The organism is Burkholderia sp. JPY481, from assembly GCF_038900515.1.
Taxonomy (GTDB): Bacteria; Pseudomonadota; Gammaproteobacteria; order Burkholderiales; family Burkholderiaceae; genus Paraburkholderia; species Paraburkholderia youngii.
Genome location: NZ_JAYMRT010000014.1, coordinates 120838 through 144156 on the forward strand (window position 1 = coordinate 120838; position 23319 = coordinate 144156).

A 23319-nucleotide genomic window follows, 5' to 3' on the forward strand; every position below is an offset into this window, starting at 1 on the left:
GCGCGCAGGCTCGGACGGCGGGTTTGGAAAGTCCGCATGATACCGCCGCCATGCGGCCCGCGGGTCCGCGGCAAGGCGCCATGCGTCGCGACCGGCGGCATCGCGCGATGGCCGGCAAACAGGCGCTGCGGCCATTGCGTAAAGATATAATGGCCGCTTTCATCGCCCACGGTCAGCCCGAAGCGCTTTTCGGCCGCATGGTTCACGCCGGCCTTCATCGGGCAGCATGCAGCGAGGCCGCCACCATGCCGTCGCGCGACGCTAAACCCGGTGCCCCATTGAATCGAGCTTCGCCTCCCCCCGTTTCGTCCCACGCGGTCACGTCACCGCGGTCCTCGGCATGTCCGGGGTTGCTGCGCATCGTCTCCGCGCGCGACGGCGGCATCTGCCGCATCAAACTGCCCGGCGGCGTGCTGAGCGCGGCGCAGGCACACGCGATCGCCGATGCGAGCACACGGCACGCGAACGGCGTCGCCGAGTTGACCAATCGCGCGAATCTGCAACTGCGCGGCGTGCGTCGCGGACACGAAGCTGCGTTGAGCGCAGCGCTGATTGGCGCGGGACTTGGACCGGCCGCCGCGAACGACCCGCACATCGCCACCCCCAACGCGCTCAGCTACGCCGACGACGTCCGCAACGTGATGATCAGCCCCGCCGCCGGCCGCGATCCGCACGCGCTGATCGACACGACGCCGTTGTGCGCGGAACTGCTCACGCTGCTGCAAAGCGATGTGCGCTTCGCCGCGTTGTCGCCGAAATTCGCGCTGCTGCTCGACGGCGGCGAACGACTCGCGCGAATCGATCATCCGCATGACGTGTGGCTCGCGGCGTCGGCTGACGAAGAAGGCGTGCGCTTCGTGTTCGGCCTCGCGGGGTGCCCCGGCTCGACAGGCGACAACGCGAACGCCGGCGACCATCCCGATGCCAACGGCACGAGTGCGCTCGCGGCCGCACCACCGTCGCGCGTGCCAGTGCTCGTGCGCGCGTTGCTGCACACGTTCCTCGACCTCGCCTCAGCCGACGCGACCCGCATGCGCGACCTGCTCGCCACGCACTCCGCCGATGCGCTTCTGCAGCACGCGCAACGCTACGTCGACTTCCCGCTCGCGCGCGACGCATCGCTGCGCGACTGGCAACGCCACATTCCCGCCGACGCGTCATTGCGGCTCGGCGCGCACGCACAGCACGGCGGCGGCATGTGGCACGTCGGCGGCCAACCGCCGCTCGGCCGGATCGACGCGGCCACGCTGCGCGACGTCGCCGCGCTCGCGCAACAACACGGCAACGGCATGCTGCACGCAACGCCATGGCAAAGCGTGCTGCTGCCCGACATCGCGACCAACGCCGTGCCCGCCGTACTCGCGAAGCTGAGCGCACTCGGCCTCGCCTGCGATCCCGCGCAGGCCATCACACATGTGATCGCCTGCGCCGGTTCGGCCGGTTGCGCGAAGGGCCTCGCCGACACCAAGACCGACGCGCTGCAACTCGCCGAACGCTTGCCCGCCGGCGTCGACGTGCATCTGACCGGCTGCCCGCGCTCGTGCGCGGCCGCGCATCGCGCGCCGTACACGCTGCTCGCCGCCGCGCCCGGCCGCTACGACCTTTATCGACGCGACGACCATCACCCCGGATTCGGCCAATGTGTCGCGCCCCAACTGACGATCGACGAGGCCGCCGCGCTGCTCGCGCGCCTCGCCCGGAGTACTTCCCATGCTTGATTACATTCGCGACGGTCAGGAGATCTATCGCCAATCGTTCGCGACGATCCGCGCGGAGGCCGACCTCGCGCGCATCCCCGCCGACCTCGAAAAACTCGCGGTGCGCGTGATCCACGCGTGCGGCATGGTCGACGTGATCGACGACCTCGCGTTCTCCGACGGCGCCGGCAGCGCGGGCCGCCGTGCGCTCGCGCAAGGCGCGCCGATCCTGTGCGACGCGGGCATGGTCGCGCAAGGCATTACGCGCGCGCGGCTCGCCGCGAACAACGAAGTGATCTGCACGCTGACGCACCCGGATGTGCCAGCGATGGCGCGCGAGATCGGCAACACGCGCTCGGCCGCCGCGCTCGAATTGTGGCGTCCGCATCTGGCGGGCAGCGTCGTCGTGATCGGCAATGCGCCGACCGCGCTGTTTCATCTGCTCGACATGCTCGATGCCGGCGCGCCGAAGCCCGCGCTGATTCTCGGCTTTCCGGTCGGCTTCGTCGGCGCGGCGGAATCGAAAGCGGCACTCGCGCAAAACAGCCGCGGCGTCCCCTATGTGGTGGTGCATGGACGGCGCGGCGGCAGCGCGATGGCCGCCGCCGCGGTCAACGCGCTTGCGACGGAGGTCGAATAAATGACGAGCCAGCTAACGAGCCGCGGAAGGCTATACGGCATCGGCGTCGGTCCCGGTGACCCGGAATTGCTGACCTTGAAGGCGCTGCGGCTGCTTAAAGCGGCGCCGGTGGTCGCGTATTTCGTCGCGAAGGGCAAGAAGGGCAACGCGTTCGGCATCATCGAGGCGCATCTGCACGACGCGCAGCAGCATCTGCCGCTCGTCTATCCGGTCACGACCGAAGCGCTCGAGCCGCCGCTGTCGTACGAAGCGATCATCGCGGACTTCTACGACACCGCCGCCGAAGTCGTCGCCGGCCATCTCGACGCGGGCCGTGACGTCGCCGTGGTCTGCGAAGGCGATCCGTTCTTCTACGGCTCGTACATGTATCTGCACGACCGGCTCGCGGCGCGCTACGACAGTGAAGTAGTGCCCGGCGTGTGCTCGATGCTCGGCGGTGCGGCGGTGCTCGGCGCGCCGCTCGTGTATCGCAATCAGAGCTTGTCGGTGCTGTCGGGCGTGTTGCCCGAAGACGAATTGCGCCGCCGTCTGGCCGATGCCGACGCGGCGGTCATCATGAAACTAGGCCGCAATTTCGACAAGGTGCGGCGCGTGCTCGACGAACTCGGACTCGCGCAGCGCGCGCTGTACGTCGAGCGCGCGACGATGCGCAATCAGCGCATCGTGCCGCTCGCCGAAGTCGATCCGATGGCATCGCCGTATTTTTCGCTGCTGGTCGTGCCGGGGCAGAAATGGCAAGGATGAACGCGCCCGCGATCGTGATTCTCGGTACGGGCGCGCTCGCGACGGCGCGGCGGATTCAGGCGCTGTATGTCGAGCGTGGCGCGCATATCGCAGCGGGCGTTGCTCCTGATTGCCAGGTCCACGCGCTGCAAGGCCGCGTCGAGGCCGACGTCTCGTACAGCGAACTCGGCACGCATCTGCGCGAGCTGTATGCGCGCGGCACGCCGATCGTCGCGTTGTGCGCGGCCGGCATCGTAATTCGCTGCCTCGCGCCGCTGCTGTCGAACAAAGGCGCCGAGCCGCCGGTGCTCGCGCTCGCCGAGGACGGCAGCGCGGTCGTGCCGCTGCTCGGCGGCCTCGCGGGCGTCAACCTGATGGCGCGCGACATCGCCGCCGCGTTGGCGGTGCAGCCCGCGATCACGACGAGCGGTGAATTGCGTTTCGGCACCTGCGTGCTCAATCCGCCCGATGGCTATGCGCTCGCCGATCTCGGCCAGGGCAAGCGCTTCGTGTCGGATCTGCTGGCGGGCGAAAGCACGCGCATCGAAGGCGACGCGCCGTGGCTCGACGACGCGCAACTGCCGCGCTCGGAGTCGGCACGTCTCGCGATTCGCGTGACGCCGCGCGCGTGGGAGGGGCGCGAAGACGAGCTCGTGATTCATCCGCGCAGCGTGGTGGCGGCTGTCGTCAGCGACGATGCCGAGTCCGCCGATGCGATCGTCGCACGCGTGCGCGCGGCACTGAAAGGGCACGGTCTCGCGATGCTTTCGCTCGCGGCCTTGCTCGCGCCATCGACGGGCATGGCCGACCCGGCGCTTGCGCAAGCGGCACGGCTTCTCGATGTGCCGCTACGCTTCTCCGATACCAGCGCCGAACCGGGCGAATCGAGTGCCGCACGCTTGCTGCAGACCGCGCTACGTGTCCCCCACGAAACGCTGCACGACGACGCTCATCCGAACGTCGCGCTCGCTCTCTCCCCGCTCGCCATCGACCCAGTGACGCTCGGCCGTGCCCGCGGCCGCCTGACCGTGATCGGCCTCGGCCCCGGTTGCGCCGAACTGATGGTCCCGGCCGCGCGCACCGCGTTGAACGAAGCGACCGACATCCTCGGCTACGACACCTACGTGAAAATGGCCGGCCCGCTGCGCGCCGATCAGCGCGTGCACGGCACCGACAATCGCGAGGAAATGCAGCGCGCGCGACACGCGTTCGAGCTCGCGAGCGAAGGCCGCTCGGTCGTGATGGTGTCGTCGGGCGACCCCGGCGTGTTCGCGATGGCGGCCGCCGTGCTCGAAGCGCTCGAAGCTTCTGGCAACGACGCATGGGCGGCCGTCGAACTATCGATCGTGCCGGGCGTGTCGGCCGCGCTCGCGACCGCGGCGCAGGCCGGCGCCCCGCTCGGCCACGACTTCTGCATGCTGTCGCTGTCGGACAACCTGAAGCCGTGGACGATCATCGAAACCCGCCTGCGCCATGCGGCGCAAGCCGATCTGGTGATGGCGTTCTACAACCCGATTTCGCGCGCGCGTCCGTGGCAACTCGACAAGGCGCTCGATATCGTGCGGGAATATCGCGCGCCATCGACGCAGGTGGTGCTCGGACGCGATATCGGCCGGCCTGGCGGCACGTTGCGCACAGTGACGCTCGGCGAGCTTCGCTCGGCCGACGTGGATATGCGCACGATGGTGATCGTCGGGTCGTCGCTGACGAGAAAATTCGCTTGTGGCGATAACGGCGCGCAGTGGGTGTACACGCCGCGGTGGTACGAGTAAGCGGGCCGTACCGGGTGGTGCCGGCCCGTCCCGCTCACGCCACCTTCAAATCCTGCACCGCCCGCTGCCTGACGCCCAGGTCGTCCCACAACTCCGGATGACACGTGAACACCAGAATCTGATGCCGCGTCGCCGCGTCGATCAATACGCGCTTGAGCGCGTCGCGGCGCGCCGCATCGGTGTGGACCGCGGCATCGTCGAGCATCAGCAGAGTGGGCCGGCCTGAGGCCTGCAACAGGTCCGCGTACGCGAGCCGCGTCAGGATGCCGAGCTGCTCGCGCGTGCCGAAGCTCAGCGCGTCGAGCAGTTCCGCGCGGCCGTCGCGATCGAGCATCGCCGGAATCAGATCGTCGCCGAGCGCGAGGCTCGACTGCGGAAAAATCCGCTTCAGATAATGACCGAGCCGCTCGGTCAACGGCGCGCGCAGTTGTGCCAGCGCGGCGTCGCGTTCGTCGACCAGCACCTCGTCGAGCAGACTCAGCGCGCTCGCGCGCAGGCTCAGTTCGTCCTTGCGGCGCGTGGCCTGCTCGACCTGCGCTTCGAGCGCGGCAAGCCGTTCGCCAAGGCCCGATGCGCCCATCGTTTCGAGCTGGCTACGCAGTTCCGCGATGCGCAGTTGACGCTCATGCTGCTCGTTGCGCGCGAGTTCCGCCGATGCGCGATAGCGCTTCGCCTCCGCCACGGGGTCGTCCAGACGCGCCGCATCGAGTTCGCGTTCGCGCTCGCCGCGCTGGTTCTTCAGCGCATCGACCTTCACGCGCTGCTCGACGATATGCGCCTGCCACTGCGCGCGATTGCGCCGGAACGCTTCGTCGTTCAGCTGCGCTTCTTTGCGCTGCAGTTGCGCCGTCAGCGAATCGGCCTTCGCGACGCCGGTGGATTGCGCGCCCGCCGCTTGCGCGAGCACCTTGCGCGCGGCCTCCAACGCGTCGCGCGCGATGTCGGCATTGCGGCGCGCGTCCTCGAGCGGCGGCGCCGCCGACACGTCGGGCAGACCGGCCAGGCGCTCGCTCGACGCCTGCAAGCGCGCCGCCGTCGATGCCAGCGCCGCGCGCAACGCATCGATGCCTTGCGGCGCATGGACCTCGAGTATCCTCGCCTGGCTCTTCTGTTGCGCGACCAGCGTTTTCCATTGCTCGTGACGCGCCTGCGCATCGGCCACCGACGCAACGCCGAGCGTGAGCAGCAACTGCGCGTGCTTCGCTTCGAGCGATGCCAGTTCCGACAATCGCGCGGACAGATCGGACACACCCGGAATCACGCGCAATTCGCCAAGCTCGCCGAGGCCGATGCGCTTTTCTTCATCGACACGCAGCACGCCCGTGCCGCTGATCGTCTCACCGCCGACGCGCAACTCGCCGTTCAAGCTGTATTCGATGCGCGTCATCGCCGCCTCGGTCCGCGCGCGCAGCACGGTCAACTCGCCATCGAGCGCGACGAGGCGCTTGAACTGCGCGTCGTCGAGTTCGAGCGCTGCCGCGTCGCGCGCGGCCTGCAGCACCGCCATGTTTGCCTTGTCCGCCTCGCCGATCGACGCTTCGAGCCGCTGGCTCTCCGCCCGATAGAAATCGACCTGGCTGCGCAGATCGGCGGCGGTCACGGCCGCGTTCGAGAGTTCGAGCGCACGGTTCGCCTCGGCGGCTGCCTGCTCGAATTGCGCCACGCGGCTTTGCGCCTGCGCATGCGCGGTTTGCGCGGCCGCGACCTCGGCGCGCGCCGCGTCGAGTTGCTCTCGTTCGCGCGCGATGGCCGCTTCGAGTTCGAGCGCGCCCCGCTCCTGCTGCACCGACAACGCGAGCTCGGCCTCGCCGATCTTCAGCGACTGCGCGAGCCCTTCGAGACCGCGTTCGAGTTGCTCGACCGCCACGGCGCGTTGCTGCGCGAGCGCGGCCTTCTGCTCGTGAAGCTCCCACGGACGCCGGCGCTCGGCGTCGTCGAACGCCTGCTGTTGTGAGGCGAGCCGCGCGATGTTGTCGTCGAACTGCTGGCGCTGCTGTCGCAACTCGTCGCGGCTCGCGATCAGCGCGGCGAGCTTCTGCTCCGCCTCGGCGAGCGGCCCGGTGGACTTCTGCGTGCGCGCGGTCAGCAGTTGCCGCAGCTCGCGCTGCACGGCCGCGATCAGCGCGTCCTCGCCGCCCGCTTCGCGGCCGCCCGACAGTTGCGTGAGCGCGTCGCGCAGATACTGCGCCGCGTGCCCGGTCGAATCGCGCATCTCCTGCGTGCCGCCTTGCTGCACCCACAACAGACCCGGCACGCCGGCGTTCTCGGCTTTCATCGGACCGCGCGCCGCGCGCGAGAAGCCGAGCAGCGCGGCGAGCTTGTCTTCGGCTTCGTCCTCGCTATACACGGCCTGACCGATCCTCAGCTCGCAGCGCTGACGCGACACGAACTGCTTCGACAGACGGCACGCTACCCCATCGAGCTCGAAGCTGACCTCGACCGACGGCTGCCCGTTCGCGAGTCCCCACGGCAACAGGTCCTTCAGATGCGAGGCCTTGTAGCGTTCGAGGAACACCGTGCGCACCGCTTCGGCAATCGTGCTTTTGCCGGCCTCGTTCGGGCCGACGAACAGGTTGAGACCGGGCTGCAGATCGTCGATCACGAGCTGCCCGCCGAACTGCCTGAATTCCTGAATCGCGATACGTTGCAGCTTCATGCACAGGCTCCTTCACGCGGCGCTTCAGGTTGCCGATCGCGCGCCTGCGCGGGTGGTGCGGCATGGGAATCGCGGTGCCACTGTTCGCGCTGAAAGCGCGCCAGCAGCAGCAACGCTTCCGCCGCGCGCCGCGCCTGTTGCGGATCGGCCTGTGCGTCTTCCTGCAAGGCGCGCAGCCGCGCGACCACCTTCGCGAGATAGCCGCTTTGCGCGCCGAGTTCGGCGAGATCGTCGGCGGTGGGCAGCACGTGCAGGCTGCTCAGATCGGCACGCAACGCGCGCACGCACGCGCGAGCCTCTTCGACCGCGACATGCAGCGCCTCGGCATCGGCAAGCGCCGCGGTGCCGCCGACCTCGATGCGCAGCACGTCATTCGCGCCGAGCTCGGCGAGGCGGGCTTTCAGTGCGTCGATGTCGGTCGGCACCGAAATCGTCTCATCCCAGCGATGCCAGCGGTATTGCCCGACTCGCACCGCCTCGACCTGCGGCGACGCTCCCGGCTCGCTTATCGTGACGTCGAGCACGAAGCCCGGTTCGTTCGAGCGGAAACGGTCCTGTTCGTGCGTGCCCGCGTACCAGGTGCGTTCGTCGACGCGCAGATGGCCGTGCCAGTCGCCGAGCGCCAGATAGTCGAGCCGCGCGCTCACGGCGCGCGTCGGCGCGATCGGGTTCGACGAATCGATGCCCTCCTGCAGGATGCCGCCGACGCTGCCATGCGCAAGCCCCACGCGGTGATAGCCGGGCGGCGTCTCGGTGGAATCGAAGAATGCGGTGGTGTCGTCGTAGGTGATGCGCTGCGTGAGCGGCGCGCACAGCAGCGCGCAACGGCACGCATCGAGCAGCACGACGCCGGTTTCGAGCACGACGCGCACGTTCGGCGGCACGCAATTGAGCCGCTGCGCGCGGGTCCAAACGCTTTCGACGAGCGCCGCGTCGTGATTGCCCGGCAGCATGATCCAGGTTCCGGAAAACGCTTGCAGTGCGCCGAACAAACGACGGATCACGGTGTCCGACACCGTCTGCAGGTCGAACACGTCGCCCGCGACGAGCACCGCGTCGACGTTGCGCGCGGCCGCTTCTTCGGCGATGCGGCGCACGGTGTCGAAGCGAGCTTGAGCGAGATGCGCGGCCTCGTCCGGTTCGAACTGACCGAACTGCGTGCCGATCTGCCAATCCGCGGTGTGCAGAAACCTGATCACTGTGCCTCCATTGCGATTGCGTTGCGCCGTCTTGCGTGAGGTTCGACGACGAGCCCAACCGCGAATGTTACCTTGCCGAAGCCCCGGCGCGTATTGCATGCGCGTATCCAGGCTGGACGCGTGCGCGGGCCGTACCGCATCATTGCAACCGAACCGGCTGCCCCGCCCACCTTTCAGCCGCCCGCCGCCCGACACGATCAACCGCGCCCGATGGACAAGACCACCGAACTGAAGAAGGCCAAGCGCACGCCTTTACTGCTGCTGCTTGCGGCCGCCTGCGTTTTCGTCGTCACCGCGTTCCTGCCGCGCGGCCTGTGGGTCGACGGCATCAAGGCCGTCGCCGAGGCCGCGATGGTCGGCGCGCTCGCCGACTGGTTCGCGGTCGCGGCGCTGTTTCGGCGCGTGCCGATTCCGGTCGTGTCCGCGCACACCGCGATCATCCCGCGCAACAAGCACAAGATCGCCGACAACCTCGCGCACTTCGTGCAGGACAAGTTTCTCGACGTGCCGTCGCTGGTCGGTCTGATCCGCCGGCACGATCCGGCGCAGACCATCACCACGTGGCTCGGCGAATCGGCCAACACCGCGCGTCTCGGCGACTACGTGGTGCGCCTCACCGGCGGCATCCTCGAGGTGGCCGACGACGCGCGCATCCAGAACTTCATCAAGGACGGCCTGCGCGACGTTCTCGCGAAGGTCGATCTGTCGCAGTCGCTCGGCGCGGTCCTCGACACGCTGACGCGCGACGGCCGTCATCAGGAACTGCTCGACACCGCGATCGATCAGGTGATCGCGGTGCTGCGCGAGGCGCCGGCGCGCGAGTTCATTGCCGCGCGCATCGTCGATTGGGTGAAAAGCGAGTATCCGACGGTCGAGAAGTTTCTGCCGTCGGCGTGGATCGGCGACAAGGGCGCCGAAGCGATCGCGAGCGCCGCGAACCGTATGCTCGAACAGATCGCCGAGAACCCCACGCACGAGTTGCGCGACAGGTTCGACCGGGTGGTGCAGAAGCTGATCGTGCGGCTGAAGACCGATCCGGTTTTCCTGCAACAGGGCGAAGCGCTGAAGCGCTATCTGGTCGAAGGGGAGGCTTTCAGCAGCTACGTGAAGGACATGTGGGGCGAACTGCGCGCGTGGCTCAAGCGCGACCTGCAAAGCACCGACTCGGCACTGCATGCGCGTGTCGCCGCGATGGGCGCGTGGGTCGGTCGCGAACTCGCGCGCGATCCAGCGCTGCGGCAATCGCTGAACGATCACCTCGAAGAAGCCGCGCGCGCGATGGCGCCCGACTTCGCGCAGTTCCTCACGCGCCATATCAGCGATACCGTGAAGAACTGGGACGCCCATGAGATGTCACGCCAGGTCGAGATGAATATCGGCAAGGATCTGCAGTACATCCGCATCAATGGGACGATCGTCGGAGGATTTATCGGCTTGCTGCTGTACGTGAGCTCGCAGTTGCTGGAGATGTTGCGGGTGCATGTAGGCTGACGATTCGCGCTCATCGAGCCACCCGACACGTAGCCGCGCGTGAGCCCTGCTCGCACCAAACCGCCTACAATTCGGGCATATGTCTTGCGGACGACCAGTGCTCCGCTCGGTCGTCAACGCGTCCCAACCGGAATTGTGTTTACATGAAAATATCGCTGCCGCCGCCGCATGGGCGCCCCAATCGCGTTTATCCGCCGGGCACGCCGGGCCTGCATGGCCTCGTGTCGCTGATCACCGGCGTGGTGGTGGTGTGCGCGCTGTACTTCGGCCGGGAGGTGCTGATTCCGATCACGTTGTCGGTGCTGCTGAGCTTCCTGCTCGCGCCGCTCGTGCAGATGCTGCGGCGTCTGCACATGGGCCAGTTGCCGTCCATCTTCATCGCGGTGCTGTTCGCTCTCGCGTCGCTGCTCGCGGTCGGTGCGCTGATCGGCGCGCAGCTGGTGCAGCTCGCGAACGCGCTGCCGCAGTACCAGGAAGCGATCGAGCAGAAGATCGAAACGGTGCAGGAAAAAACCGTGGGCCGCGCCGATTCGCTGATGAGCAGCGCCGCCAGCGCGCTGCAGCGCATGGCGCCGTCGCGTCCCGCGCCGCCGCGCCCGACCGGCCGCGCCGCGCGCAACGCGCCGCAGGTGCCGCAACAGGTTGAGGTGCACGAGCCCGCGCCGACGCCGGTGCAGCTCGCGCAGCGCGCGCTGACCCCGGCCATCGCGCCGATCGAGACGACCTTCATCGTGCTCGTCGTGACGATCTTCATCCTGTTGCAGCGCGAGGATTTGCGCGACCGTCTGATCAGCCTGTTCGGCTCTCGCGATCTGCACCGCACGACCACCGCGATCAACGACGCCGCCGGGCGCCTGTCACGCTATTTCGTCGCGCAGCTCGGCGTGAATCTGAGCGCGGGCGGCATCATCGCGATCGGGCTCGCGATCATCGGCGTACCGGGTGCGCTGCTGTTCGGCGTGATCGCCGCTTTGCTGCGCTTCGTGCCATACATCGGCATCTGGATCGCGGCGATCCTCGCGGTGTTTCTCGCGGCCGCGATCCAGCCGCAATGGACGATGGCGGTCCTCACGCTGATCCTGTTCATCGTCGTCGACGTGGTCGCCGGGCAGATCGCCGAGCCGCTGCTGTACGGTCATCGCTCGGGCCTGTCGCCGCTCGCGGTGGTGGTCGCGGCGATTTTCTGGAGCTGGCTATGGGGGCCGATCGGCCTCGTGCTGTCGACCCCGCTCACGCTGTGCGTCGTCACGCTCGGGCGCTACGCGGACCGCTTGAACTTCCTGACCGTGCTGCTCGGCGATCAGCCCGCGCTGACGCCCGCGCAGAACTTCTATCAGCGCCTGCTCGCCGACGATCCGCACGAGGCGATCGTGCAGGCCGAACGGCTGCTGCGCGAGATGTCGCTGATCGACTACTACGACAAGGTCGCGCTCGAAGGCCTGCGGCTCGCGCGCAACGACGCGCAGCGCGGCGTGCTGATGCCCGAGCAGTTGCAGCGGATCAATGACGCGCTCGCCGATATCGTCGAGAACCTCGAAATCGCCGACGGGCTGCGCGACACGCTGTCACCAGTCGAACCGGCTGACACGGGCAATGCGCTGCTTGCCGGGGCGCCGGACCTCGCGTCGCCGGGCGCGGGCGCCTCGGAGCGCTACGGCAGCGATCTGCGGTCGCGCTCGCCACAGTCGGACGAAGCGAGCAAGGTCGCAGTGTTGTGCGTGCCCGGCCGCGGCGCATTCGACGAAGTGACGACGGCCATCGCCGTGCAACTCTTGAACCGCCAGGGTTTCGCGCCGCTGATGGCGACGCACTCGGGCTATCGCAGCGCGCGCGCCGATGAGCCGAGCTTCAAGGACACCTCGATCATCTGCATCGTGTCGCTCGACGCGCCCGAGTCGCCGCCGTATCTGCGCAACATGCTGCGGCGCACGCGCGAATGGCGGCCGCGCGCGACGCTGGTGGTCGGCGTCGGCGACGCGCCGGACGACAGCGCCGAACTCGATGCGGGCGGCGAGCTGCATGCGTCGCCGACGTTCCGCGCGATGATCCAGGCATGTCACGCGGCGACGAGCGGGCAGCCCATGCGACAGCAATCGCAGGCGGCCAGCGCGGGCTGAGGCCGCGCTGGATCAACGCGTCTGCTCGCTGCTCAGCAATCGCTCCAGCGGCTCGGGCAGACCCCGATTCGGCTTGACTGGCGGCTGGGCGAAACTGCCCTTCGTCGCCTTTTTCGGACCTAACCGGATAAGGCCCTCGAGCTGCGTAATCGAACTCGACACACCATCGACCACCGGCACCGGCAATTCGTCACGTATCTCACGTGCGAGACCCGCTAGCGGCGCCCCAGCGATGATGATGACGTCGGCGCCGTCATCGTCGACGACCTGATTGCACAGCGCCTTCAGTCTCGCTGCGTGATCCTGCTGCACGCTGCCGATATCGCGCAACGGCTCGTCGAGCGCGCGGATGCTGGCGAGCCGGCTCGCCAGATGACTGCGCTCGACAGTCTCGCGGTACCACGCCTTGATTCGCGGCGAGATCGCGATGATCGAGAAGCGCTGCCCGAGCGCTGCCGCAGTCAGCAATGCCGACTCGGTCAGCCCGACTACCGGCACGTCGAGCAGTTCCTTGATGCCCTGCAGGCCCGGATCGCCGAACGCCGCGACCACCACACCATCGTAGCTGCCATGGCGTTCGGCCGCCACGCACGCGCTCGCGTACGCGCCGACCAGCGCTTCGAAGCGGGTCTCGATGTAGGCAACGCCGAACGGCGCGGTCGCAACCTCGATCTCGGTATCAGGTGAAGCACTGCGTTGCGCCTCCGTCCGGATCAGCGCCGATACACTTTCGGAGATATTCGGATTGATCACCAGGATCTTCATACTGCTCTCCACTTCAGAGGTCGACGTACTGGGGCTTGCCAGCGGCCAGAAAGCGGCCCCGGCCCGCTTCCGGCTCGAGATAGCGCCCGCTCTCGACCAGCAGTTCGCCGCGTGACAGACAGTGCTTCGGCCAACCCTGGACGGTGCGTCCCTCGTACGGCGTGTAGTCGACGTTGTGATGCAGCGCGTCGTTCGCAATGGTGATCTGCTTGAGCGGGTCCCAAAGCACGATGTCGGCGTCGGCGCCGACGGCGATCGTCCCCTTGCGCGGATAGAGGCCGTACAGCTTCGCGGGATTCAGCGACGTCAGTTCGACGAACTTGTGCAACGACAGCTTCCCGCGGTTCACGCCATCGAACAGTAGCGCCAGGCGGGTTTCGATGCCGGGGATGCCGTTCGGGATGTGCTCGAACGACACTTCCTCGCCACCGGGCTTTTTGCCCTGCGGATCGTCGTATGAGAACGGCGCGTGGTCGGACGAGAAGACGCTGAATACGCCGCGCTTTAATGCGCTCCACACGGCCTTCTGGCTGGACGAGTCGCGTGGCGGCGGACTGCAAACGCACCTGGCGCCGTGATAGCCGTCCTCGTGGCCGAGATCTTCGGCCGTCAGGTAAAGGTATTGCGGGCAGGTCTCGGCGTAGATGTTCAGGCCGCGCTGCTGCGCCCATTCGATCTGTTCGATCGCGTCCTGGCCCGACACATGCACGATCAGAATCGGCACGACGACCAGTTCGGAGAACGCGATCGCCCGATGCGTCGCTTCCCGCTCGACCACCGCCGGGCGCGACAGCGCGTGATACTTCGGCGCGTGCTTGCCGGCTTCGGTGAGCCGGTCGGTCAGCCACGCGATGCAATCCGAATTCTCGGCATGCACCATGACCAGCGCCTGGTTGCGGCGCGCCACATCCATCACCTCGAGGATCTCGCGGTCGCTGAGCTTGAGATCGTCGTAGGTCATATAGATCTTGAACGACGTGTAACCAGCGGCGATCAATTCCGGGAGCTCGCGTTCCAGCACCTCGGGCGTCGGATCGGAGACGATCAGGTGGAACGCGTAGTCGGTGACCGCGCGGCCTTCGGCGCGGCGATGGTAGTCGGCCACCGCGGCTTTCAGCGATTGCCCTTTTGCCTGCGCGGCGAACGGGATCACGGTCGTGGTCCCGCCGCACACGGCAGCACGGGTGCCGCTGTTGAAGTCGTCCGCCATCTTCAGCCCGTCCGGCATGGGTTGATCGAGATGGCAGTGCGCGTCGATGCCGCCGGGCAACGCCAGCAGGCCGGTCGCGTCGATCTCGCGCCTGCCCGCGTCGAGATTACGGCCCAGCGCGACGACGATGCCGTCCTTCACGCCAATATCGCAATTGAAGCGCTCGGACGCGGTTACCACGTCAGCGTTGCGGATTACCAGGTCGTACATGGTTGTCATGACGGTCCTCTCAAAGGACTTCGGAGAACAGGCGGCCCCAGCTTGCAAGCCGGGTCGTATCGTAGCCAGCGAGCTTCAACGATTTCCACACCACGGTGGAGATCGTGTCGTAGAGCGGGACACCGTGGTGCCGCTCCACTTCCGAGGCCAGATGCGCTGCGTGCAGGTTGGTGCAGAAAGTGACGATCGCTTCCGGCCGGTGCTCGGCGACATCGCGGATCTGTGCGCGCAGCGTCTCTTCGCTTACCTCGGAGAACTCGAAGTTCACCTTCAGGCCGAGGTGGTTTTCGGATGAGCAGTCGATGCCGCTGTCGCGGTAATTGGCGACGATCTTCTGCTGGACATCCTTCAGATACGGACTGACCAGGCCGAATTTCTTCACGCCGGTCTTGTCCAGAATCTCGTTCAGCGCCAGTACCGACGTGGTTGCGGGAATGCCGGTCGCTTCCTGGATTTCGCGGCACAGGCGGCGGTCGGTCTCGAAACCGAGCCAGCCGGACGAGGTGCCGTTCCATGCGATCACGTCGACCTTGGCGTCGGCCAGCAGCCGCGCGGCCTGAATGATGTTGGTGGTGTCGAACTGCCCGAGCGCCTGCCCGGATAGCGAGATTTCGGTGACCTTGAAGCGGGAAAAATGGGCACTGACACCTGGCAACTGGGCCATCATCGCGCTTGTGATCGGTTCGAGCGCGGTGTTGGACGACGGGGTAAGCATGCCGAGCATGACGCGTTTGCTCATGATGAAGTCAGCAATCAAGTGTTAAGGGTGAAGAAAGTCCGGCTTAGACGGGCAATTTGCGTTCGTAGTCGATCAGCGTCGAACAGACGAGGAGCCCTCCGCCTGCTGCGGCGAAAAACATCAGCGCCAGAAAATACGAACCGGTGGCCTGCACGATCAGGCCGACGATGATCGGAACCAGAACGCCGCCGATATTGCCGCCCAGGTTCATGAAACCGCCGAGAAAGCCGACCTTGTCGCGTGTCCCGAGGATGGACGGCAGGCACCAGTAAAGACCGCACCAGCGCAGGAAGAACAACGTGGACGCCAGCAATACCACCACCGCCGCGGCATTCCCGACATAGGCGACCGAGAAGATCGACACGGTTGCCGCCACCGCGGCGATTCCGAACAGCGTGCGCATCACGCGGTTGGGCGAACCGCCCGCCGCCTTCCACTTGTCGGCGATCCAGCCGCCGATCAGTTCGCCGACGAAGCCGCTGAAGAAGATCGCGAAACTGGCTCCGCCCATCTGCTGGATGTTGAAGCCGTGAACCTTGTTCAGATAGTTCGGCATCCAGGTGAGCAGGCCGTAAAACAGCGAGTTGAAGCACATCCAGCCAAAGAACATACCCCACACCGAGCGATACCGGAAAAAATCCAGGCTGCGGCCGCTGGCATGAACCGGCTCGCTGAGGTGCTCTTCCTGCAGCGCCGCTTCGAGATACTCGGCTTCGGCCTGATTCACGGCCGGATGCTCACGCGGGTTGTTGCGGATGTAGTACCAGGCAAACAGGCCGGCGAGCATGGTTCCGATACCGGCCACCACGAAGGAAGTGCGCCACGATCCGAATTCGCTGATCAGCCCGGAGATGATCACCGCGCCGAGTGCCGCTCCCAACGGCGCGCCGCCGTCGAGCAGCGTCGCCCCGCGGCCGCGTTCGTGCCGCGTCATCCACATCGCGTTGAGCTTGCCGCCCGCCGGATAGATCGGTGCTTCGGCAGCGCCCAGCCCCAGCCGCGTGAAGATCAGCGCGGTCGCCGACGTGCAGACCGCGGCAATGCCCTGGAAGAAGCCCCAGAACAACGTCGCACAGGCGATCACGATGCGCGGTTTGAAACGGTCAGCCAGCATGCCCCCTGGAATCTGCATGAACGCGTAGGTCCAGAAGAACGAACTGAGGATCAGTCCCTGCACTGCCGGGGCGATATGAAACTCCTTGGCGATGAGGGGCATCGCGACGGACAGCGAGGCCCGGTCCACATAGTTGATCGAAATCAGCATCAGCATGATCAGGAAGATTTTCCAGCGTACGCCGGTCCTGACCTCGGCCTGCACGGCCGCATTTACGGTTTGCATCTGTGTCTCCTCCGTTCGCCTGATCATGGCTTTGGGGTCTCATGTCTGTGTCCGGGATCGCTCCGGGACCAGTGCGCTGCATGCGCAAGCGCAGTATATGATGCCTAATTATGGATTACAAGCGCTGTATTTCTTTGATTTCAATACTTTTTTTATTTTCTGTAGATAGTCGGCCGAAGCTGTAAGACAATTAAGCGAAGACCGAAGATGCAAAAACGGAAACAGGCGACATGGACATGAATTCACTACCGGCTGATACACGCAAGCGCGTCAGCCTGCGCGGCACGGGTATGTACGCGGCAATCGCCGAGCGGTTGCGCGAGATGATTCTCGAAGGTGAATTGGCGCCCGGCGAGCATATCGACGAGAAAGCGCTGTGCGAGCGGTTCGACATCTCGAGAACGCCGGTACGCGAGGCGCTCAAAACGCTCGTGACCGAGGGGTATGTGACCCACCGGCAGCACATGGGCTTTCAGGTCGCACCGATCAACAAGGCCGAGATTGCCGCCATCTTCGAAGTGCTGCATGGACTGGAGGAAACGGCCGGACGGCTCGCGGCGCAGCGCATCGACGACAAGCAGATGAAGGTGCTGATGGAGCGCCATCGCACCATGGAGACGTACCACCGCGAAGGCAAGCGTACGGCCTACTACCGCGCGAACCAGAAAGTGCATCAGCACATCGTCGACGTCGCCGGCAATCCGGTGTTATCTGACATGTACGCATCGTTGATGAGCAAGATTCACCGCGCGAGAGGTGCGGCTAATGCCGATGTGCTGCGTTGGGCCGAGTCCCTCGGCGAACACAGTGAAATACTGGACGCGCTATCCAGACGCGATGGAGCATGCCTCGCCCGCTTACTGCGCGAGCATTCGGAACACACCGCCGCGGAAGTGATGAAAGTGCTCGAAACCGCAAAAGGGAACGAGTAATGAAGGTCTGTGAAACCCGCATTGGCTTGAACGCCGTGGGTGCAGACATTGGACGTGGGCACCGCCTCACGGTGCCCGCGCAAGGCTAGCGACCGGCGCTCTGACCGCCGTCGACGTGCAGAATTTCTCCCGTGATGAACGGTGCGGAATCAAGGAAGAGAATCGCGTCGGCGATATCGCTCATCTCGCCCATGCGTCCCAGCGGGTGAAAGGCGCCCAGCGCCTGATGGGTTTCCGGCCCGTGCATGGGTGACTTGATGATCCCCGGCGCGACGGCATTCACGCGAATCCCTTGGCTCGCGTACTCGATCGCCAGCGACTTCGTGACAGCGTTCAGACCGCACTTCGTCAGGGCCGCGAGTGTCGAATACACACCACTGCTCGCAGCGTCGACGGCACTGGTGACGCTCATCACGTGGCCGCTCGAATACCTTTCCATTTCGGCGATCGCGAGTTGCGGTTTCACATAAACCTGACATCACCCCTTTTTGGATTGCGCCAGCCACTGGTCCAGACTCACGCGGCCAATCCGCGCATCGCCGAGCGGCACCAGCGACTGTTCCTCGACGTGGCCGCCGAAGTAGCGCGCATCCTGATCCGTCACAACAGCGCGCGGGTCGCCGACAGACTTCAAATAACGGCTGACGATCGCGGCAAACGGTTCACGGTCCGGGCCCGCGATATCCACGGTGCCGTTCAGTGGCGTGGCTAGAGCGACCTGCGCGAGGATCGCTGCGACGTCATCCGCGGCTATCGGCTGGAAGAGTCCGTCCCCAACGCGCACCGTCCCGCCTTCGGTGCCGGCATCGGCAATCGCGCCGATGAATTCCATGAACTGGGTCGCGCGCACGATCGTGTAGGGCACGCCCGCCGCCTCGATCGCCTCTTCCTGCGCGACCTTGGCAACGAAATAGGCGTTTTCCGGCGTGCGCTCGCAGCCGACGATCGAAAGCGCGACGTGATGGCGTACCCCTGCCGCGACTTCGGCTTTGCCGAGGTTGCGCGTCGAGGTGCGGAAAAAGTCGAGCACCGCCTGAGGCTCCCAGGAAGGCGCGTTCGCCACATCCACTACGACGTCCGCGCCCGCGAGCGCGTTGCTCAGCCCTTCGCCCGTTACCGCGTTCACACCGGTACGCGGCGACGCAGCAATTGCCTCGTGACCCGCCTCGCCGAGCAGCGTGACGACGCGCGAGCCGATCAGCCCGGAACCACCGATTACGACGATTTTCATGGGACATCCTCCAGATATGAGTCAGTTGGCACGGGCAGACGGCTGGCGGCTGTTTCATCGAGGGAAAGCGCTCGCCGCCGTCGCATCGTGTGAGGCTATTGTGGGAAGATCATGAACCATCGAAAAGTGCCAAGAATTGTCGAATGGACCAGGACATCCAGATTCTGGTCCACTTGCTGACCAGACAGTCATGACCGTGCCGCCTACTGCATTCACCGTCGATATCGATCGGCAACTCGAGTTACCGATCTACCAGCAGATCTGCGCGCGCTTCAGAACCGCGATCGCCGCAGGGCATCTGCGTTCGGGCGATCGTGTGCCCGCGCTGCGCAGCCTCGCTACGCAACTGAACACGGCGCGCGGAACGGTTGAACTGGCCTATACGATCCTCGTCGACGAAGGTTATCTGCAGATGCGCGGTGCGGCTGGCACGTTCGTGTCGCCTTCGCTGCCAGCTACCGTGACGCGCACGCGTACGCAAAGCACAAAAGATTCGAACGGCAAGCCAAGCGCTAAAACGGCTACCGCGCCTCGGACGCCGGGCGAATCCCACGGCGCGCAACCGGCGCCGCGCCAGCTTGCCATCGCGGCCGCCATGAGCGGCGAGCCCCGGCCGTTGCAACCCGGCCTGCCCGCGCTCGACGCATTTCCGGTCAAGGTTTGGAATCGCCTCGTTTCGCATCGCGCACGCAGCGGCGAGCGCGCAATGCTCGCGTACCCGGACCCTGCCGGCTACCGGCCGCTGCGCGAGCACATCGCCACGTATCTTGGGCTGTCGCGCGGCGTGACCTGCCTGCCGGACCAGGTGTTCGTGACGGGCGGCTACCGTGCGACGCTCGAACTCGTATTGCGCAGTCTCGCCCGCCCGAACGACAGCGTGTGGTACGAAGATCCGGGCTATCTGCTCGCGCGCGGTTTTCTCGCCGAAACCGGCGTAAAGCTCATCGCAGTGCCGGTGGACGATGAAGGGATCGACGTGGAACACGGCACACGGCTGGATGCGCAGGCGCGCTTCGCGCTGGTCACGCCGTCGCATCAGAGCCCGCTCGGGCACACGTTATCGCTCTCCCGGCGCATCGCGTTGCTGGACTGGGCAGAGCAAGCGTCCAGCTGGATCGTCGAAGACGATTACGACAGCGAGTTCCGCTATCTGGGCCGGCCGTTGCCGGCATTGAAGAGCCTCGACCGTCACGATCACGTGATCTATTGCGGCACCTTCAGCAAGGTGATGTTTCCCGGCCTGCGGCTCGCGTATGCGGTGGTGCCGGAGCGGGCCGTCGAGCGTGTCGGGCGGGTCGCGCGCAGCATGAACGCCGGATCGCCAACCCTGTTGCAGGCCGCTTTGGCCGACTTTCTCGAACGGGGGCATTTTGCGCGACATCTGAAGCGCATGCGTGCGCTATACGCGGAGCGGCGCGTGTTGATCGTGCGCGCGCTGGAGCAGGCGTTCGGCGAAAGGCTGATCGTCGAATTGCCGCCAGGGGGAATCCAGTTCGCCGCACAGTTCGCCGAGGGCCCTGATGGCCCGGTCGACGACGTCGCGTTTGCGGCGCGCGCCCGCGAAGCCGGCTTGGCCGTACTGCCGCTTTCGATTTGGTACGCGAATGGCCGCACACCTCGCACGCCGCGTGGCCTGGTGATGGGCTTCGCAAACATCGCCAATGCAGCCGAAGCGGGCCGCCTCGCGCGGACCTTGCGCGCGTGTCTGGACCGCTGACGACGGGCGAAGGTTCGGGTCTTTATCAGTCGTCACACGTCGCGCCGTCGTACCCAAAATGAGGACAGCCGCGCACGCACGCTGCCGCATACTGCACCGATAACGCAAGCAAACTGGAGACACGCATGACCCGTCCGTTCAAGCCCTATCCGTTCGCGCCGCGCCGTTATCCGGCCGCGCTGCCGCCGCTCGTCGACGGACGCGATCCACAAACGCGCGCCGTCGCGATCGTCGGCGGTGGTCCCGTCGGCATGACGCTCGCGCTTGCGCTCGCGCGCCAGGGCGTGCGCTCGGTGCTGATCGAGGCCGACGACAGCGTCTGCACCGGCAGCCGCGCGATCTGCATCTCGCGACGCAGCCTCGAAATCTTCAAGCGGCTCGGCGTCGTCGATGGGTTTCTGCAAAAGGGGCTGGCGTGGACCGGCGGGCGCAGCTTCTATCGCGACACCGAGGTGTTCCGCTTCGCGATGCATCAGGACGACGAGCAGTCGCTGCCGCCGATGATCAATATCGCGCAGTATCAGATCGAACAGCTGCTGCTCGACCAGATCGAACGGCACGGCGATCTGATCGACGTGCGTTGGCAAACGCGTGTGACGGGCCTCGTGCAACGGCCGCAAGGCGGCGCGACGTTGACGCTGCGCAGCGCCGAATCTGCCGATTCGAAAGGCACGAGCTGGCAGATGGACGCCGCGTGGGTCGTCGCCTGCGACGGCGGACGCAGCACGATCCGCGACCTGCTCGGGCTGAAGCTCACCGGCACGACCTACGAAGGCCGCTACGTGATCGTCGATATCGAACTCGACAGCACGCGCGCGACCGAACGTCTCGCTTATTTCGATCCGCCGTCGAATCCGGGCTCGACGGTGCTGGTGCACAAGCAGCCCGACAACGTGTGGCGCATCGACTATCAGTTGCGCGACGACGAAGACCCCGACGCCGCCGTGCTGCCCGAGAACGTGATGCCGCGCGTGCAAAACCTGCTCGACTCGATGGGCGAAACCGGCGCGTGGTCGCCGATCTGGATCACGATCTACAAGGCCAATGCGCTAACGCTCGAACGCTACCGGCACGGCAGCGTGCTGTTCGCGGGCGACGCCGCGCATCTGGTGCCGATCTTCGGCGTGCGCGGCGCGAACTCCGGCATCGACGACGCCGACAATCTCGGCTGGAAGCTCGGCTGCGTGATCAATGGGAACGCGTCGCCAGCGCTGCTCGATAGCTATAGCGACGAACGTGTGTACGCGGCGCGCGAGAATCTTAGCTACGGCATGAAAAGCACCGAATTCATGGCGCCGCCGACCTTCGCGTTCGATCTGCTGCGCACGGCCGTGCTCGGACTCGCCGAGCATCATGCGGCGGTGCGGCCGCTGATCAATCCGCGCCAGACGCATGCGATCGCGTACCGGCAATCGCCGCTGAACTTCGTGGGCGACAAGGCCGATGCATTCGATCGCGGTCCCGCGCCCGGCACCGTGCTGCCCGAGTGCAGGCTGGTCAAACAATCGCAGGATGGCGCACGGATCGGCATTCATCTAACCGACCTGCTCGGGCCGTGCTTCACCGCGCTGCGCTTCGACGCAGACCACGCGAACGACGCTGAGTCGTGGCAGCAACTGCAAAGCACGCTCGCCAGCCAGGGCATTCCGTTCAACCTGATCGACATCGTCACCGCCGAAGCGCGATCGACGAACGATCCTCGAGCGATCGACCCGACCGGCCGCCTGCACGACATGCTCGGCGCACAGCCCGGCACTGTCTATCTGATCCGCCCCGACGGCCACGTGCTGGCGCGCTGGCGCAACGGCAGCCCGGCCGCCGTGCGGCACGCGCTCGATGCCACGCTGACGCTGCAGAACTAACGCGCAAGGACCTTCGACACCATGACCGATTCCGATCTCGACCTCGTCTATACGACGCTGTGCAACACGCTGACGCACGAAGGCGAAGCGCAGGCGTCGCTGTATCTGGCGCGCCTCGCGCTGTTGTGCCTGACCGAACTCGACGACCCGCGGCGGGCGTTGTCGTTGATCGAAGCGGCGAAACTGCCGGCCGCCGCCGCGGCCTAGCGTCGGAAAAAGAAACCGCCTCCCCGGAGGCGGTGGCGAGCCGATTATTTTTCCGCGAGCCGATGACTGCCGCCATGCGGCTCAATGCGATAGCGCTGGCGAATCTCCTTCAAATGATCGAGATCGCCGGGATGCTTGCCGTCGGGAAAATCGACTTCGGCGATGCTGTGGCCAGCGCTCGCCTTGAGCATCCCACGCTTTTGGCCGCCGCTGGCCAGCACGGCGACTGCTTTGATATTGCCTTGCTGATCGTATTCGATATGGACCTTCATGGGGGACTCCTCGTCATGTTCGATGGAATTGAGCGAATGCACAGCGGCCAGGTTCAAATTGCGTCGGTCCATGCAATGAAGAGTCCGTAGGAAGCAAAGTCGGTTGCGCTCGTGTTATGCACCTCCAGCAGCACGACACGATTGCCCTCGGCATCGCAATCGTTGGAAAGGCTGCGGACTTCGATGTTCTTGTCCCACGGCAGTCCCGACAGGGGGATGGCTGCCGCCCACAGGATTTCGCCGTAGTTCATCGGACCCACCCACCAGAACGCGGAGTCGCCCGCATTCAGATCGACTCCGCTGCCGACCAATTGGCCATTCACATTGATACCCATCGCTGTCTCCCAGTTGCAAACGGCCACAGCGACGCGTAATTGCCCGTGTGCCCGTGGCGGTCGTTACACCGCTGACTAGAGGACGGCAACGTTGGATGCGTTTTGAACGAAGTCCGGTATTCCGCGAGTGCCAAAAAAAACCGCGCGATCAACGCGCGGCTTTTCTTCCTTCCCAGACCCGAAGGCGCTACGACGA

The 23319-nt window shown here is 65.9% G+C and carries 19 protein-coding genes and 1 pseudogene; 10 read left to right on the forward strand and 10 right to left on the reverse strand.

Annotated elements, in window-relative coordinates:
• Window positions 1-245: 245 nt before the first annotated feature.
• The 4 genes from cobG to cobJ are packed head-to-tail and all read left to right on the forward strand — an operon-like array spanning window position 246 to window position 4832.
• Window positions 246-1718, forward strand: coding sequence for a precorrin-3B synthase (gene cobG / locus VSR82_RS28285; protein ID WP_429457687.1), 1473 nt, complete (start codon window positions 246-248; stop codon window positions 1716-1718).
• Entirely contained in the window at window positions 1711-2337 is a 627-nt protein-coding gene (locus VSR82_RS28290; protein WP_429455529.1) for a precorrin-8X methylmutase, read from the forward strand. Before cobG ends, VSR82_RS28290 begins: the two co-directional genes overlap by 8 nt.
• Entirely contained in the window at window positions 2338-3081 is a 744-nt protein-coding gene (locus VSR82_RS28295) for a precorrin-2 C(20)-methyltransferase (RefSeq protein WP_368583669.1), read from the forward strand.
• Window positions 3078-4832, forward strand: coding sequence for a precorrin-3B C(17)-methyltransferase (gene cobJ / locus VSR82_RS28300; protein WP_498858274.1), 1755 nt, complete (start codon window positions 3078-3080; stop codon window positions 4830-4832). The genes VSR82_RS28295 and cobJ overlap by 4 nt, the downstream gene beginning before the upstream one ends.
• A gap of 34 nt (window positions 4833-4866) precedes the next feature.
• Here cobJ and VSR82_RS28305 read toward each other — a convergent pair whose 3' ends face one another.
• Both VSR82_RS28305 and VSR82_RS28310 read right to left on the reverse strand, forming a co-directional pair.
• Window positions 4867-7488: an AAA family ATPase gene (locus VSR82_RS28305; protein WP_498858260.1), complete on the reverse strand. Its 2622-nt coding sequence runs from the start codon at window positions 7486-7488 to the stop codon at window positions 4867-4869.
• A complete protein-coding gene (locus VSR82_RS28310) occupies window positions 7485-8687 on the reverse strand; it encodes a metallophosphoesterase family protein (RefSeq protein WP_368624037.1) in 1203 nt (400 codons plus the stop codon). The genes VSR82_RS28305 and VSR82_RS28310 overlap by 4 nt, the downstream gene beginning before the upstream one ends.
• A gap of 210 nt (window positions 8688-8897) precedes the next feature.
• Here VSR82_RS28310 and VSR82_RS28315 point away from each other — a divergent pair, with 210 nt between their 5' ends.
• Together VSR82_RS28315 and VSR82_RS28320 are read left to right on the forward strand one after the other, a co-directional pair.
• Window positions 8898-10178: a DUF445 domain-containing protein gene (locus VSR82_RS28315; RefSeq protein WP_429455531.1), complete on the forward strand. Its 1281-nt coding sequence runs from the start codon at window positions 8898-8900 to the stop codon at window positions 10176-10178.
• 143 nt (window positions 10179-10321) lie between these two features.
• Window positions 10322-12295, forward strand: a complete 1974-nt coding sequence (locus VSR82_RS28320) for an AI-2E family transporter (protein ID WP_429455532.1) — start codon at window positions 10322-10324, stop codon at window positions 12293-12295.
• A 12-nt stretch (window positions 12296-12307) separates the two neighbouring features.
• Here VSR82_RS28320 and VSR82_RS28325 read toward each other — a convergent pair whose 3' ends face one another.
• The 4 genes from VSR82_RS28325 to VSR82_RS28340 are packed head-to-tail and all read right to left on the reverse strand — an operon-like array spanning window position 12308 to window position 16567.
• Window positions 12308-13060 (reverse strand): aspartate/glutamate racemase family protein, encoded by a 753-nt coding sequence (locus tag VSR82_RS28325; RefSeq protein WP_429455533.1) that lies wholly within the window; start codon window positions 13058-13060, stop codon window positions 12308-12310.
• Window positions 13061-13073: 13 nt separating this feature from the next.
• On the reverse strand, window positions 13074-14489 hold the full coding sequence (gene hydA, locus VSR82_RS28330; protein ID WP_429455534.1) for a dihydropyrimidinase: 1416 nt from the start codon (window positions 14487-14489) through the stop codon (window positions 13074-13076).
• A gap of 10 nt (window positions 14490-14499) precedes the next feature.
• A complete protein-coding gene (locus tag VSR82_RS28335) occupies window positions 14500-15228 on the reverse strand; it encodes a maleate cis-trans isomerase family protein (protein ID WP_429455535.1) in 729 nt (242 codons plus the stop codon).
• Window positions 15229-15271: 43 nt separating this feature from the next.
• Entirely contained in the window at window positions 15272-16567 is a 1296-nt protein-coding gene (locus tag VSR82_RS28340) for an MFS transporter (RefSeq protein ID WP_429455536.1), read from the reverse strand.
• A gap of 230 nt (window positions 16568-16797) precedes the next feature.
• Here VSR82_RS28340 and VSR82_RS28345 point away from each other — a divergent pair, with 230 nt between their 5' ends.
• Complete coding sequence (locus tag VSR82_RS28345) at window positions 16798-17499, forward strand: GntR family transcriptional regulator (RefSeq protein WP_410842466.1); 702 nt, start codon at window positions 16798-16800, stop codon at window positions 17497-17499.
• An 85-nt stretch (window positions 17500-17584) separates the two neighbouring features.
• Here VSR82_RS28345 and VSR82_RS28350 read toward each other — a convergent pair.
• Window positions 17585-17956: pseudogene (locus VSR82_RS28350) on the reverse strand (SDR family NAD(P)-dependent oxidoreductase); the annotation flags it as partial.
• 21 nt (window positions 17957-17977) lie between these two features.
• Window positions 17978-18730 (reverse strand): SDR family oxidoreductase, encoded by a 753-nt coding sequence (locus VSR82_RS28355; RefSeq protein ID WP_498858261.1) that lies wholly within the window; start codon window positions 18728-18730, stop codon window positions 17978-17980.
• Window positions 18731-18920: 190 nt separating this feature from the next.
• On the opposite strand from VSR82_RS28355, the gene pdxR reads away from it, so the two are divergent.
• From pdxR to VSR82_RS28370, 3 genes are all read left to right on the forward strand, one after another.
• Window positions 18921-20447: a MocR-like pyridoxine biosynthesis transcription factor PdxR gene (pdxR, locus tag VSR82_RS28360; protein WP_429455538.1), complete on the forward strand. Its 1527-nt coding sequence runs from the start codon at window positions 18921-18923 to the stop codon at window positions 20445-20447.
• A 125-nt stretch (window positions 20448-20572) separates the two neighbouring features.
• On the forward strand, window positions 20573-22309 hold the full coding sequence (locus tag VSR82_RS28365) for an FAD-dependent oxidoreductase (protein WP_498858262.1): 1737 nt from the start codon (window positions 20573-20575) through the stop codon (window positions 22307-22309).
• Between the two features lie 21 nt (window positions 22310-22330).
• On the forward strand, window positions 22331-22516 hold the full coding sequence (locus VSR82_RS28370; RefSeq protein WP_368583801.1) for a hypothetical protein: 186 nt from the start codon (window positions 22331-22333) through the stop codon (window positions 22514-22516).
• Window positions 22517-22560: 44 nt separating this feature from the next.
• Here the strand turns inward: VSR82_RS28370 and VSR82_RS28375 are convergent, their stop codons facing one another.
• Both VSR82_RS28375 and VSR82_RS28380 read right to left on the reverse strand, forming a co-directional pair.
• Window positions 22561-22860: a hypothetical protein gene (locus tag VSR82_RS28375; protein WP_498858263.1), complete on the reverse strand. Its 300-nt coding sequence runs from the start codon at window positions 22858-22860 to the stop codon at window positions 22561-22563.
• A complete protein-coding gene (locus VSR82_RS28380; RefSeq protein WP_429455541.1) occupies window positions 22842-23123 on the reverse strand; it encodes a hypothetical protein in 282 nt (93 codons plus the stop codon). The genes VSR82_RS28375 and VSR82_RS28380 overlap by 19 nt, the downstream gene beginning before the upstream one ends.
• Window positions 23124-23319: the final 196 nt, after the last annotated feature.

What these genes read in the sequence shown, in the direction of transcription:
- VSR82_RS28320 (WP_429455532.1), top strand. Translation starts at nt 10,322, where the DNA reads ATGAAAATATCGCTGCCGCCGCCGCATGGGCGCCCCAATCGCGTTTAT.
- cobG (WP_429457687.1), top strand. Translation starts at nt 246, where the DNA reads ATGCCGTCGCGCGACGCTAAACCCGGTGCCCCATTGAATCGAGCTTCG.
- VSR82_RS28290 (WP_429455529.1), top strand. Translation starts at nt 1,711, where the DNA reads ATGCTTGATTACATTCGCGACGGTCAGGAGATCTATCGCCAATCGTTC.
- cobJ (WP_498858274.1), top strand. Translation starts at nt 3,078, where the DNA reads ATGAACGCGCCCGCGATCGTGATTCTCGGTACGGGCGCGCTCGCGACG.
- pdxR (WP_429455538.1), top strand. Translation starts at nt 18,921, where the DNA reads ATGACCGTGCCGCCTACTGCATTCACCGTCGATATCGATCGGCAACTC.
- VSR82_RS28335 (WP_429455535.1), bottom strand. Translation starts at nt 15,228, where the DNA reads ATGAGCAAACGCGTCATGCTCGGCATGCTTACCCCGTCGTCCAACACC.
- hydA (WP_429455534.1), bottom strand. Translation starts at nt 14,489, where the DNA reads ATGACAACCATGTACGACCTGGTAATCCGCAACGCTGACGTGGTAACC.
- VSR82_RS28325 (WP_429455533.1), bottom strand. Translation starts at nt 13,060, where the DNA reads ATGAAGATCCTGGTGATCAATCCGAATATCTCCGAAAGTGTATCGGCG.
- VSR82_RS28365 (WP_498858262.1), top strand. Translation starts at nt 20,573, where the DNA reads ATGACCCGTCCGTTCAAGCCCTATCCGTTCGCGCCGCGCCGTTATCCG.
- VSR82_RS28345 (WP_410842466.1), top strand. Translation starts at nt 16,798, where the DNA reads ATGGACATGAATTCACTACCGGCTGATACACGCAAGCGCGTCAGCCTG.
- VSR82_RS28355 (WP_498858261.1), bottom strand. Translation starts at nt 18,730, where the DNA reads ATGAAAATCGTCGTAATCGGTGGTTCCGGGCTGATCGGCTCGCGCGTC.
- VSR82_RS28380 (WP_429455541.1), bottom strand. Translation starts at nt 23,123, where the DNA reads ATGGGTATCAATGTGAATGGCCAATTGGTCGGCAGCGGAGTCGATCTG.
- VSR82_RS28370 (WP_368583801.1), top strand. Translation starts at nt 22,331, where the DNA reads ATGACCGATTCCGATCTCGACCTCGTCTATACGACGCTGTGCAACACG.
- VSR82_RS28315 (WP_429455531.1), top strand. Translation starts at nt 8,898, where the DNA reads ATGGACAAGACCACCGAACTGAAGAAGGCCAAGCGCACGCCTTTACTG.
- VSR82_RS28305 (WP_498858260.1), bottom strand. Translation starts at nt 7,488, where the DNA reads ATGAAGCTGCAACGTATCGCGATTCAGGAATTCAGGCAGTTCGGCGGG.
- VSR82_RS28295 (WP_368583669.1), top strand. Translation starts at nt 2,338, where the DNA reads ATGACGAGCCAGCTAACGAGCCGCGGAAGGCTATACGGCATCGGCGTC.
- VSR82_RS28375 (WP_498858263.1), bottom strand. Translation starts at nt 22,860, where the DNA reads ATGGACCGACGCAATTTGAACCTGGCCGCTGTGCATTCGCTCAATTCC.
- VSR82_RS28340 (WP_429455536.1), bottom strand. Translation starts at nt 16,567, where the DNA reads ATGCAAACCGTAAATGCGGCCGTGCAGGCCGAGGTCAGGACCGGCGTA.